Origin of the sequence: Gluconacetobacter dulcium, from assembly GCF_014174165.1 — a bacterium.
Classification (GTDB): Bacteria; Pseudomonadota; Alphaproteobacteria; order Acetobacterales; family Acetobacteraceae; genus Gluconacetobacter; species Gluconacetobacter dulcium.
In genome coordinates this window covers 16,075-28,838 of record NZ_JABEQN010000022.1, presented here as the reverse complement: position 1 = coordinate 28,838, position 12,764 = coordinate 16,075, and the positions used below count along the sequence as shown (strand labels likewise).

11 protein-coding genes are annotated in these 12,764 nt (G+C 64.8%); 7 read left to right on the top strand and 4 right to left on the bottom strand.

Features of this window, described 5'->3' with window-relative positions:
- Positions 1–56: 56 nt before the first annotated feature.
- The 6 genes from HLH25_RS15720 (at position 57) to HLH25_RS15695 (ending at position 7,892) form a co-directional block, all read left to right on the top strand.
- Entirely contained in the window at positions 57–1,265 is a 1,209-nt protein-coding gene (locus HLH25_RS15720) for an acyl-CoA dehydrogenase family protein (protein ID WP_182974970.1), read from the top strand.
- 36 nt (positions 1,266–1,301) lie between these two features.
- Positions 1,302–2,543 (top strand): SfnB family sulfur acquisition oxidoreductase, encoded by a 1,242-nt coding sequence (locus HLH25_RS15715; RefSeq protein ID WP_182974969.1) that lies wholly within the window; start codon positions 1,302–1,304, stop codon positions 2,541–2,543.
- Between the two features lie 8 nt (positions 2,544–2,551).
- Positions 2,552–3,652, top strand: a complete 1,101-nt coding sequence (locus HLH25_RS15710) for an ABC transporter substrate-binding protein (protein WP_182974968.1) — start codon at positions 2,552–2,554, stop codon at positions 3,650–3,652.
- Complete coding sequence (locus HLH25_RS15705) at positions 3,645–4,643, top strand: ABC transporter permease (RefSeq protein ID WP_182974967.1); 999 nt, start codon at positions 3,645–3,647, stop codon at positions 4,641–4,643. The genes HLH25_RS15710 and HLH25_RS15705 overlap by 8 nt, the downstream gene beginning before the upstream one ends.
- Positions 4,637–5,440 carry an ABC transporter ATP-binding protein gene (locus HLH25_RS15700; RefSeq protein ID WP_182974966.1) on the top strand — a complete coding sequence of 268 codons (804 nt, stop codon included), beginning with the start codon at positions 4,637–4,639 and terminating at the stop codon, positions 5,438–5,440. Before HLH25_RS15705 ends, HLH25_RS15700 begins: the two co-directional genes overlap by 7 nt.
- Positions 5,441–5,543: 103 nt before the next feature.
- Entirely contained in the window at positions 5,544–7,892 is a 2,349-nt protein-coding gene (locus HLH25_RS15695) for a TonB-dependent receptor family protein (RefSeq protein WP_182974965.1), read from the top strand.
- Positions 7,893–7,946: 54 nt separating this feature from the next.
- Here the strand turns inward: HLH25_RS15695 and HLH25_RS15690 are convergent, their stop codons facing one another.
- The 4 genes from HLH25_RS15690 to HLH25_RS15675 all read right to left on the bottom strand — a co-directional run bounded on the left by HLH25_RS15690 (position 7,947) and on the right by HLH25_RS15675 (position 11,061).
- Positions 7,947–8,192, bottom strand: coding sequence for a DUF6587 family protein (locus HLH25_RS15690; protein ID WP_182974964.1), 246 nt, complete (start codon positions 8,190–8,192; stop codon positions 7,947–7,949).
- On the bottom strand, positions 8,189–10,033 hold the full coding sequence (gene feoB, locus HLH25_RS15685; RefSeq protein WP_182974963.1) for a ferrous iron transport protein B: 1,845 nt from the start codon (positions 10,031–10,033) through the stop codon (positions 8,189–8,191). Before feoB ends, HLH25_RS15690 begins: the two co-directional genes overlap by 4 nt.
- A 15-nt stretch (positions 10,034–10,048) precedes the next feature.
- Complete coding sequence (locus HLH25_RS15680; protein ID WP_114726625.1) at positions 10,049–10,288, bottom strand: FeoA family protein; 240 nt, start codon at positions 10,286–10,288, stop codon at positions 10,049–10,051.
- A 320-nt stretch (positions 10,289–10,608) separates the two neighbouring features.
- Positions 10,609–11,061 (bottom strand): hypothetical protein, encoded by a 453-nt coding sequence (locus tag HLH25_RS15675; RefSeq protein WP_182974962.1) that lies wholly within the window; start codon positions 11,059–11,061, stop codon positions 10,609–10,611.
- A 261-nt stretch (positions 11,062–11,322) separates the two neighbouring features.
- Between HLH25_RS15675 and HLH25_RS15670 the strand changes: the two genes are divergently transcribed.
- Positions 11,323–12,687, top strand: a complete 1,365-nt coding sequence (locus tag HLH25_RS15670; protein WP_182974961.1) for an Nramp family divalent metal transporter — start codon at positions 11,323–11,325, stop codon at positions 12,685–12,687.
- Positions 12,688–12,764 lie beyond the last annotated feature (77 nt).

Sequence of the window (12,764 nt, the reverse complement as noted above, 5' to 3'; positions counted from 1 at the left end):
AACTCTTGTGGTCGTTGTTTATCCGATCGCGTGGAACGGGTGTGACGGACAGCCTCATGATTTCGATCCCAACATCTCGCGTCCTCGTCTCCCGTGGGAGGAATGGAGAATTTGCCGATGGCGCGGGCCTGGACGAGATTCTGGCTCGGGCGGCGGCGTTGCGCGTTCTCTTCGCCGGCCGGGCCGCCGCGCATGATCGGGATGCCGATTTTCCGTTTGATGATATTGCCGATTTCAGTGCTTCCGGCCTGATGGCGCTGCCCAGCCGGGTCGATGCGGGCGGGCTGGGTGGGTCGCTGCCGGCGGCGCAGGCGGTTGTCGGCAGTCTCGCGCAAGGCGACCCGTCCGTCGCACTGGTGATCGTGAACCATTACATGGTCCACGCGACGATCGCGGCACGGGTGGGTTGGCCCGAGACACTGGCGGCCCGGCTCGAGCAGGAGAATGTGCGGCAGCCGGGGCTGATCAATGCCGCGCTGGCGGAACCCGACCTGGGTTCGGCCTCCTATGGCGGCCTGCCCGAGACCGTGGCCACCGCCACGCCGGACGGGTGGCGGATTTCGGGGCGCAAGGCCTATGTGACGGGTATTCCCGCACTCTCATGGCTGCTGGTACGGGCCCGGACCGACGACGCCGATCCGCGCGTGGGATTGTTCCTGGTGCCGGCCCAGGCAGATGGGGTGATCGTGCATCGCAACTGGGACCATATCGGCATGCGGGCGACGCACAGCCATGAGGTCGAGTTTCGAGATGTTCTCGTTCCAGCCGCCGATGTTACGGACCTGGTGGACGGTGGTGCCCGGCATCCGGTGCTGAGTGGCATGATGCGCTGGAATGCCGGCCTGCTGGGTGCGCTGTATGACGGCATCGTGCGCGGAGCGCTGGACTGGACTGTGGGCTTCCTGCGGGAGCGGGTGCCATCGAATCTCGGCCAGCCACTGGCCACGCTGCCTTCTGTTCAGGATGCGGTCGGCAGGGTTGCTCTGGCACTGGATGAGAACCGGATGCTTCTCGACCGGTATGCCGACGATGTTGTCGCCGGGCGGAGCGACGCCGCCGATCGCGGGGCGGCGGTGATCAAGGCGCGGGTGATCGACGGGGCGGCGGATCTGACGCTGCATCTGCTGTCGCTGGCGGGCAACGCCGGACTGAGCGCGCGCAACCCGCTGGAGCGATGTCATCGGGATGCATTATGCGGCCGCATTCACGCGCCGCATGGCGAACTGGTTCGCCGCAAAGCCGGGCAGCGCGTCCTGGCCTTCTGATTTCCGGGCTGACGCCCCAGAATACGGACAATCATCATGAGCACTCTTGTTGTTGGTGACGGCCGCGTGGTTCCCGCGCCGGCCGCCCGGCCTGCGGCGCACGTGATCCGCGACGATGAAGAAGCGATCGCGGTGGCGCGGGATGTCGCGGCAAGGATCGCGGATGGCGCGGTGGAACGCGATCGCCAGGACCTGTTTCCTGCCACGGAACTGGATCTCTATTCCGATTCCGGCCTGTGGGGGATCACCGTGCCGCGCGCTTATGGCGGCGCCGACGTGTCGTATGGAACGGTCGGGCACGTCATTCGGCTGATCTCGGCTGCGGATTCCTCGATCGGGCAGTTGACGCAGAACCATCTGGCCACGGTGGCGGTTATCCGTTCTACCGGCACCGAAGCGCAGAAGGCCGATCTGTTCGCCGAAATTCTGGCGGGAAAACGCTTTGGCAATGCGTTTTCCGAGACCGGAACGCGCACTGTCCGCGACCTGAAGACCCGTTTCGTGCGCGATGGGCGGGATGTCGTCGTCAATGGCGTCAAACATTATGCCAGCGGGGCGCTCGCGGCCGATCTGGTGCAGATCGTGGCACTGGATGACGAGGGGCGAAGCTGGCTTGCCATCGCCGACCGTGCGGCGCCGGGGCTGACCGTGATCAACGACTGGGCCGCCTTCGGCCAGCGCGGCACCGGCAGCGGCAAGGTGCTGGTCGAGAATGTGCGCGTGCCGGAGCAGCGGGTCGTCGCGGCATGGAAGGCGTACCTTCCGGAAACACCAACGGCGGATAGTGCGATTTCGCAGTTCATCCAGTCGGCGATTGATGCCGGTCTGGCGGAGGCGGCCATTGCGGAGACCGAGCATTTCGTGCGCACGCGGGCCCGCGCCTGGGTCGACAGTGCTGCCGGGCGGGCGGGCGATGATCCCTACACGATCCATGCGCTTGGCGGGCTGCATGTGCGGTTGAGCGCGGCGAAGGCGCTGCTGGATGTGGCGGGGCGGGCGATCGACGTGGCGGTGGAGGCGCCCAGTCCGGATTCCGTGGCGGCCGCCCAAATCGCGGTGGCGGAATCGAAGATCCTGACGACCGAAATCGCGATCGAGAGCACGAACCGCCTGTTCGAACTGGCAGGCACGGCATCGACCGATCGGGCGCTGGGGCTGGACCGGTTCTGGCGCAATGCGCGGGTGCACACGCTGCACGATCCGGTGCGGTGGAAATACGCGATCGTGGGCGATTATTACCTCAATGGCCGCCGGCCGCCCCTGCATCCCTGGAGCTGAGGCGCGCCATGTCCAATCCATCACATGATCCTGCGTTCGACGATATCCGCGAGCCGCCGCCGCCTGAACCCGGTGTGCGCTGGGGACGGCGGGCCGTCGTGCTGGGCGGGCTGGCCGGTCTGGCCGGTGGCACTCTGCTGGCGGCCCGGCATTCGGGCGCGCGGCCACTGCCGCGTACGCCCGACGGGCTGCGGATCGTACGGCTGTCGCTGCCGGTGAATGCGCCCTGCGTGGCGCCGCTGATCCTGGCCGAACAGATCGGGCTGTATCGCGATCGCGGGCTGAAGGTCGAATTTACGAACTGGACCGATACGCCCTCGCTTCTGGAGGCGGTGGCGACCGGCAAGGTCGATCTGGGCGCCGGCATGATCATGCAGTTCATGAGGCCCCTGGAGCAGGGGTTCGACCTGAAGCTGGTGGCGGGCACGCATGGCGGGTGCATGCGCATGGTCGGTTCGCGCCGTGCCGGTGTAACGGACGATATCGCCAGCGTACGCGGCAAGACCATCGGCATCGCGGATGCGACGGGCTTCGCCTACAATACTTTCGCGCTGCTGCTGAAGAGCAATGGCGTCGATCCGCTGCGGGATGTGGCATGGCGGGTCTATCCGGCGCCGCTGCTGGAAGCAGCCTTGATGAAGGGCGATATCCAGGCCTACGCCGATTCCGATCCATTGATGTACCTGGCGCAGCGGCGTTCGGGTGGAGATCTGGTCGAGATCCTTTCGAACCTGTCGGCGCCCTGGCAGGGGCGGGTGTGCTGCGTTGTGGCGGCGAGCAATACGCTGCTGCGCCGGGACCGTTCGGCCGTGCTGGGGCTGGTCGATGCCATGGTGCAGGCATCGGAAATCTGCGCGGCCGATCCGATGCAGGTGGCTCGGGCCTTTGCGCAATATGGCGCGGTCAAGGCACCGGTCGAGGATATCGCCGCCGTGCTGCGGATGCAGACGCATCACATGCATCCTCTGGGGCACGATCTGGCGGCCGAGGTGGCGTTTTATGCCGCGCAGCTCAAGACCATCGGTGTCATGAGCGCGGACCTCGATCCGGAGGCATTCGCGCGCGGCATTGTCGATGATGTGACGAAAGGAGACACGGCGCATGTCTGACGTGGCTGGATCGGCCGTCGGCGCGGTTGCGCCGGTTGCCGTGCATTCCGTCTTTCGTCCGTGGTGGCCCGGTGTCGCCAGCACGGCGGCATGGGCGGTGGCGGCTGCCGTGACCGGGCTGCTGCCCGATCATGTGCGTGCGCCTGCCGGGCGGCCGCTGGTGGAATATGAGGTCGTGATTGCGATCCTCTCCGCTCTGTCCGTCCTGATCGGGCAGGCCGGCTGGTTCGCGCCGCTGGCTTATCACGGGCGGCGTATTGCCGTGCTGGGTGGCGCGGTCGCGGTGTGGGAGATCGTCACCGCCAAGACGGGGTGGTTGCCGCTGCCGTTCTTTCCCTCTCCGCAGGCGGTGCTGGATGTCTATCGGGTCGATTCCGGGCGGCTGGCGCAGAGTGTTTTCAGTTCGTTGCTGATCCTGGTTCCAGGTTTCCTGCTGGGCGCGGTGACGGGGTTTCTGGCGGGCCTTGCGATGGGATGGTCGCCGGAGGCCCGCTATTGGGGGCACCCGGTCATTCGGCTGCTGGGGCCGTTGCCGGCTATTGCCTGGCTGCCGATCGCCTTGTTCGTGTTCCCGACGATTTCTACCGCGAGCATCTTCCTGATTGCTCTGGCGACCGCATTTCCGGTCGCTGTGCTGACGGCCTCGGGTGTGACGCTGGTCGATTCCCGGCTGTACGATGTCGGGCGGACACTGGGCGCGTCGGAGGGGTTCCTGATCCGCACCATCGTGATCCCGGCGACTCTGCCGCATGTGTTCGTTGGCCTGTTCATGGGGCTCGGGGCCTCGTTCATCGTCCTGATCGTGGCCGAGATGCTGGGGGCGAAGGCGGGGCTGGGCTGGTACCTGCAATGGGCGCAGGGATGGGCGGCCTATGCGAATCTTTATGCGGCGCTCGCTGTGATGTCGGTCCTGTTTTCAGGCGTGACGATGGCCTTGTTCGCCGTGCGTCGCCGCGCGCTGCGCTGGAACCGGGAGACGGTCGAATGGTGACGGCGTCGGTGGCAAGCGCAACGTCAGCAGGCGGGCTGGCCGGAGCGTCGGTCCAGGTGCGCGCGGTCTCGCATGCCTTTGGCGATGCGGGGCAGGCTTTGCCGGTTCTCGACGACGTGACCTTCGACGTGCCGGCCGGCGAGACCGTGGCATTGCTGGGGCCGAGCGGGTGCGGAAAATCGACCCTGCTGCGCCTGATTGCCGGGTTGAGCGTGCCGCAGGCCGGGCGGATCGGGGTGGATCTGGTGCGCGTCGTCGGGCCGGACCCCAGCCGGCTTCTGGTGTTCCAGGACCCGTTGCTGCTGCCATGGCGGACGGTGGAAGCCAATGTCGCCTACGGGCTTGAGGCCAGGAAAATCGGCGACGGGCAGGAGCGCGTAAGGCAGGCCTTGCGGATGGTGGGGCTGGCTGCGTTTGCCGCGGCCTATCCGCATGAACTTTCCGGCGGCATGGCACAGCGCGCGGCCTTTGCACGGGTGCTGGTCAATCACCCGCGCGTGCTGCTGCTCGACGAGCCTTTCGGCAAACTGGATTCGCTGACCCGCATGACGATGCAGGAGGAATTGCTGGCACTGGCGCGGCGTCATGCCTTCACGACCATTCTGGTGACGCACGATGTGGAAGAGGCATTGCTGCTGGCCACCAGGGTGCTGGTGTTCTCGCCACGTCCGGCCCGGATCATCCTCGATGTCGACAACGGTTTGCCGTTCCCGCGCTTGCGCGATGACCCGGCCTTCATCGCGCGTCGGCGCGAGATCCTGATCGCGCTTGGCCATGGCGAGGAGTTCGCACGGTGAACAGCGTCCCTTCGCGCGGCGTCCGGCCGCCGGTCCGATGTCGGTTGTCCCTAAGGTGGAAAGAAGAGTGAACAAGACGAATATGTTACGAACAGGACAGAGTATGCCTTATCAGGACAGGACCCGTTACGGCGCCATGAAGAATGTGGTGACGAAATCACTGGCTACGCTGCTGCTGGGCTCCGTATCGTTTGAAAGCCTCGAGGTCGCGCGGGCACAATCGGCGGATATGAGCGGGATGAGCGGGATGAGCGTTCAGATGAACAATCATCATCATGCGATGAACGCGCCGCCGGCGAAGTCCGTAGCGCAGAAGCCTGCTGCCGAGGTATCCTCGGGCAAGGCCGGGGCTGCGGCGCATACGGCAAAAGCAGCAAACGCCGCTGATGACGATATGGGCGACATGTATATGGGGGGCGCCAGCGCGTCAGACGCGGAGAAGGTGGACGTGACGGCTTCCCGTATGGCCCCGATCCGCCGGGCTGGTGCGCAACTGCTCTCGATTCCCGGCGGAACCAACATCATCGATTCGAAGATGGTGCTGAAGCAGCGCAACGCGACCTCCGCCGATCTGTTGAGCTATCAGCCCGGCGTGTATGCGCAGGCTCCGGCCGGGTCGGACGATCTCCGCCTGTCCATCCGTGGGTCCGGCCTCCAGGTTGGAGCGAACGCGACGCGTGCCGGCGTCATCGTGCTGTTCGACGACCTGCCGGCCACCACGCCCATCGGTTCGTTCAACGAACTCATGGAGCCGCTGGGTATCCAGTATACGGAGGTCCTGCGTGGCGGTAACGGGCTCGACAAAGGCTCGCTCCAGCTTGGCGGCCTGATCAATTTCCATAGCTTCACGGGCTATGACGCCAAGACCTATCAGGCGCGCGTCGAAGCGGGCAGCTTCGGCTATGTGAAGGAACAGCTGTCCTCCGGAAAAGTTATCGGTAAATCAGATTATTATATCAGTGTCACGAATTCGTACCGTGCCGGCTATCAGGACCAGACGAAAGCGACATCGTTCGGTATTAATGCCAACTATGGGTACCGTTTCAACGATTCGGTCGATACGCGCTTCTTCTTCCGCTATCGTCAGACCTACGAGGGCAATCCCTACTATCTGACGCGCGCCCAGGTCAGGGAAAATCCGAAGCAGGCTCAATATCCGTACAATACCTGGGGAACTTACACGATTGAGCCGGGAACGAAGTATTTCGGAAATCGGACGACCATCCATATCGACGACGCCTCCCGCATCATGATCGGTGCCACCTATATTGATGCGCCGATGGACCATCAGTTGGGCAATACCTCGTCGATCTATAATAACTTCTATCTTAGCGGCGTCATAAACTACACACGCAACGACACGATACTGGGGCATAAATCCGAGACGACCGCCGGCATTTACGCGACCGGCGATCTGCCGGGAAGCAACTTCATGAACCTGGTTCGCCGCCAGGCCGCCTATCCCGGCGTACCGGTGGGCACGCTCCTGACCAAGCAGAAGCTGGGCGGCAGCAGTACGCTGTTCCATGTCAGCAATAATACAGAAATTTTCAAGAATTTGTGGCTGACGGCCGGAGGGGGGCTGAGCTACGATCCACGTTCCGGGTCGGTGGTCTACCCGGTTCAGAACCATTTCAGCACGACGCCGCTGAATTTCGCGCCGCGCGGGGGCTTCCGCTATCAGTTCACGCCGGATATCCGGATCTACGGCAATGTAAGCCGCAGCGTTCAGTCGGCGCAGGACTGGCAGTTCCTTTCAGGCTCGCGGTATACCTCCGGCCTTGCGCAGGGGCAGACCGAAGGCTGGCAGAAGCTGGAACCACAGACCGCGACGACCTTCGAGGTCGGCTCGGAGGGGACCTACAAGGGACAGCACTGGAGCGTCTCGTATTACCATTCGGCCGTGCATAACGAGCTTCTGTCGGCCGTCACGCCGGTCTCGCAGCTTTATAACAGTGCCGTCTTCACCAATGCGTCACGCACGACCCATCAGGGCGTCGAAGCCGGTATCAATGGTACGCTGTTCAAGTGGAACGGCAACGCCATTACCTATATGCAGTCCTATACCTGGTCGGATTTCCATTACAATCATGACCCGGTCTTCGGGCATAATCGCCTGCCCGGCGTGCCGCAGCATTATTACCAGGGCGAACTGCATGCGGACTTCAAGAACGGATTTTATACGACGTTCGATGTCGAAGCCGCATCGTCAATAGTCGCATCCTACGACAATGGGGCAAGAACCGCGCCCTATCATATCTATAGCTACACGCTTGGCTATCTCTGGCCGAAGAAAGACCGCCGCGTTTATCTACAGTTCCATAACCTTGCCAACAAGCACTACGCGATGGGCGTCGTCCCCGTCTACACATCGACGAACGGCGATGCGGCAGCCGAACTGGTTGGAGATGGCTTCGGCATCTTTGCCGGTGTCGATGTCGGTTTTAACTGAAGCTGGTTTGGGAGTCTGCCCCGGAACACGGGGCAGGGGGAATGAGGCGGCGGCTCAGTGGCAGCCGCCGCCGCCACATTTGGTGCAGGCGCCGCAGCCGGTGGGGCGCTTTTCGGTCTGCCGGGCGCGTCGCGCAGCGCGGTCGCGGAGGGGACGCGGAGCATGGATCACGCGCAGCATGTCGGCGCTGGTGCGCCAGAATATGCCGTGGCTGGCCGGCACCAGCCGGCGCACCCAATAGAGCGCGGAGGCGGTGACGATGGTGACGATCACGATGGTTTCCACAATGGTCTCGATCATGGACTGCCCCCCCAACCCAAAAGAAGCGAAATGCGCCACATGACGAACGCGGCGCCGTAGGCCATGGCGAACAGATAGCCTGCCGTCATTCCTACCATACGCCACGACCCGGTTTCACGCCGGATCACCGCCAGGGTTGAAAAACATTGTGGCGCGAAGATGTACCATGTGAGCAGCGACAGCGCCGTGCCCAGGCTCCAATGCGCCGACAGCAGGGGCTGGAGCTGGTTGGCGGCGTCGCTGTCCGTGGCGCCCAGGGAATAGACGGTGGCCAGGGCGCTGACCGCGACCTCGCGTGCCGCCAGGCCGGGGATCAGGCTGACGCAGATCTGCCAGTTGAAGCCGATCGGGGCCATGACATAGAGCATCCAGTGCCCGATGCGGCCGGCCAGGCTCCATTCGATCGCGGGGCCGGCGGCGCCGGCCGGTGGGGCGGGGAAGCTGGCAAGAGCCCAGAGCAGTACGCTGACCGTGACGATGATGGTGCCGACGCGCGACAGGAAGATCACCGCCCGCTGCTTCAGGCCCAGGGCGAGATCCCGCGGGTTGGGCAGGCGGTAGGCCGGCAGTTCCAGCAGCAGGGGATGTTCCTCCTGCCGGTCGCGGTTCTTCAGCACCCGCGCCACCACCAGCGCGCTGAGGATGCCGGCCATATAGAGGGCGAACAGCACCAGCCCGTGCAGGTTGAAGAGGCCGGCGACCCGTCGTTCTGGTACGAAGGCCGCGATCAGCAGCGTGTAGACCGGTAGCCGGGCCGAACACGTCATCAGCGGGGCGATCAGAATCGTGATCATCCGGTCGCGTGGGTTCTGGATCGTGCGGGTGGCCATGATGCCGGGAACCGCGCACGCGAAGCTGGACAGCAGCGGGATGAACGACCGGCCGCTCAACCCCGCCGTGGCCATGATCCGGTCCAGCAGGAAGGCGGCACGGGGCAGGTAGCCTGATTCCTCCAGCGCCAGAATCCACAGGAACAGGATCAGGATCTGCGGCAGGAACACCACCACGCTGCCCGCGCCGGCGATGACGCCATCGACGATCAGGCTGCGCAGCGCGCCATCCGGCAGCAGGGTGCCGACCGCCTGGCCCAATGCGGCCGTGCCGGCATCCAGCAGGTCCATCACCGGCTGGGCCCATGAGAAGACCGCCTGGAACATGATGAACATCAGGGCGAACAGGATCACCATGCCCCAGACGGGGTGGAGGAACCAGCGGTCCAGCCGCTCCTCCAGCGCCATGCCCAGTCGCGACGGGCGCGTGACGCAGTCGGCGAGAATGCGCCGGGCCTCGGCATGGAAATCGCTGCCCGACGGCATGGCGGGCGGTGGAGGCGGGGGCGGCAGGTCGAGCGCGCGCAGGACCTCCTGCCCGCCATCGCGGCGGATGCCGACGGCCGTGACCACGGGGGCGCCGAATTCGGCCTCCAGGCGGGGCACGTCGATTGCGATGCCCTGCCGCTTCGCCGCGTCGATCATGTTCAGCACGAGGATCATCGGCCTGCCCATCTGCCGGACCTCGAGCGCGAAACGCAGATGCAGGCGCAGATTGGTGGCATCCACCACGCAGACCAGCAGTTCGGGCGCAGGTTCGTCGCGATAGGTGCCGGCGCAGACATCGCGCGTCACGGCCTCGTCGGGACTGGTGGCGACCAGGCTGTAGGCGCCCGGCAGGTCGAGCAGGCGCACCGCCAGCCCCTTGGGGGTGGTCAGCCGCCCGACCTTGCGCTCGACCGTGACCCCGGCATAGTTCGCCACCTTCTGGCGGCTGCCGGTCAGGAGATTGAACAGCGCCGTCTTGCCGCAGTTCGGGTTGCCGACCAGGGCGGCGTTGAGGACGCTCATGCGACGGCCCGCGGATCAGGCCGCGTCGCGGAGCAGCACGCGCGCCGCTTCCGCACGACGCAGGGCAAAACGGGTAAAGCCGATGCCGACCGCGATCGGGTCGGCGCCGATCGGGCCCACAGCCACGATGCGGATCGGTTCGCCCGGCACGAAACCCAGGGCACGCAGCCGCTCGGCCACCGGATCGCCGGCCGTGTGGTCTTCCACATGGTCGATGATGGCGCTGCCCCCCAGTTTCAGTTCGTTGAGTCGCATCCCGGATCCGTTCGACGCTTCAGGTTCAGTTGAGAATAATACTTAATATTTAAGTGTGCCGATGTCCATTGTGTCGGGCGCATTTCACCGCTCGGGTCCGCAGAGGGCGCGCGCGTTACGGAAGCCGCACGCAGGCTTTCCGCAACAGCCTGGTGTTGCGGAAAGCGTGGTCGGACATGTGTGGCGGACAAGCGAAAGCCGCCCTTCAGGGGCGGCGTGCGTTCCGGGGTATAGGAGCGGGACGGCCCTGAGGACCGTGGATACTGAAGCGCAGGGAACCTGCGCCGGATCGCCACCGGCGCGCAGTCCCGGCCATGCTCTCAGTGCGAGGGGCGCAGGTGGAACGTGATCCGCATGGCTTCGGCCGACAGGCGGGCGCCGCTGGCGGTCGCGGCCGTCAGGTTGATATCCACGCGGTGATTGTTTTCCAGCAGCTTGCTGCCCACGCCCCTGCCCATTGTCGCTTCGGCCTGCACCGCCCAGTAGGTGCCATCGAAATCCTGCAGGCGGGCGAGGTTATGCACGGTACCGTGGCCCGAGATGTGCGAATAGCCGACGCTGCCCAGCCCTCCGCCGGACATTGTGAAGTCGTAGGAACGGCCGCCATAGACCAGTTGCCCGGTGCCCCAGGTGTAGCCGGCACCGACTCCGATCTCCTTCATCACGAACGTGACCTGCCCGGTCGTCATGGCCGACGGGTTGGGTGTTGCGCAGACCGCCGGAGACAGGCCCAGGGCGTAGAGAGACAGTCCGGCGGACAGGATTTTCTTCACGCTGCATCCTCCTCGACAGGGTGCGTGCCGGCGGGCGGCTCGTCACTCAACCCTGATCTCACGGATTTTACAATGTGCCTGATGCGTGATCGGATTCGTGCGACGGCACGAAAGCGGAGAATCTGGCGGAATGGGTGGGATTCCGGTCTTGCCGCATTGCCTTGGCCACATCATATAGCATATTGCATATTTCTCTTGTCCGGCCCTACGCTGGTGTCAGGCAGTTCGTAATCCCGTTTCTGGTGGAGGGCGTTCCAATCGATGTCTGATCGTTCTCCTGGCGTGAGTGCGTCCGCCGGCCTGCAAGCGGGCGGCGGCAGGACGCGCGGGGTGTCGACCTCCAGCCTGGCCGATATCAGCGGTTCGATACGGATTCCGGCGGGGGCTGTTGGTTGGCGGCGGCTGCTGGCGTTTCTGGGGCCGGGTTATATGATCTCGGTCGGGTATATGGACCCTGGCAACTGGGCGACCGACCTTGCCGGTGGTTCGGCGTTTGGCTACACGCTGCTTTCGGTCGTCATGCTCTCGAACCTGATGGCGATTCTGTTGCAGGCGCTGTCGGCGCGGTTGGGTATCGCGACTGGCCGCGATCTGGCGCAGGCCTGCCGTGACCGGTTCGCGCCTTGGGTGGTGATGATGCTGTGGGTGGCGTGCGAGGCTGCCATCATCGCCTGCGATCTGGCTGAGGTCATCGGCACCGCCATCGCGCTGCAATTGCTGTTCGGGATTCCGCTCCTGCCGGGGGCGGTGATCACCGCGCTGGATGCGGGCGTGGTGCTGATGCTGATGAACCGAGGGTTCCGCGCTCTGGAAGCCTTCGTGATCGGGCTGTTGAGCGTGATCGCGCTCTGTTTCGCGATCCAGATCGTTGCGGCGGCACCTCCTGTGGCGGCAGTGCTGGGGGGGCTGGTGCCACGGCCGGAGATCCTGACCGACCCGGGGATGCTGTATGTCGCCATCGGGATTATCGGGGCGACGGTGATGCCGCATAATCTCTACCTGCATTCCTCTATCGTGCAGACGCGGGCTTATGACCGTTCCGAGGCCGGGCGGCGCGATGCCATTCGCTGGGCGACCTGGGACAGCACGCTGGCGCTGATGATGGCGTTTTTCGTCAATGCCGCGATCCTGATCGTTGCTGCCGTTGCCTTCCATGATAGCGGGCATCGCGATGTCGCTGACATTGGGCAGGCGTGGCGGTTGATTTCGCCTCTGCTGGGGCTGGGAGCGGCCGCCACGCTATTCGCCGTGGCGCTGCTGGCGGCGGGGATGAATTCGACCGTGACCGGAACCCTGGCCGGGCAGATCGTGATGGAGGGGTTCCTCGACCTACGCCTGCCGCCCTGGGCGCGGCGGCTGGTCACGCGGGGGCTGGCGATCGTGCCCGTGGTGGGAGTGACGGCCCTGTATGGCGATTCGGGCGTGGATCGGCTGCTGGTATTCAGTCAGGTGGTGCTGTCGCTGCAATTGCCGTTTGCCGTCATCCCGCTGGTCTGGTTTGTGTCTGATCGGCGGATGATGGGGCCTTTCGTCATTTCTCGCCCGGTTGCCGCGCTTTCCTGGGTCGTGGCGGTGGTTATTCTTGGGCTGAATGGCAAGCTGCTGTGGGATGTGCTGGCAGGCTGATTGCCTGCAGTGGAAACAGCCGCTGCCTTGTGGCGGTGAGGAAGCGGGCTGGTCGGGCGTTCTGCCGCGTGCGAGGG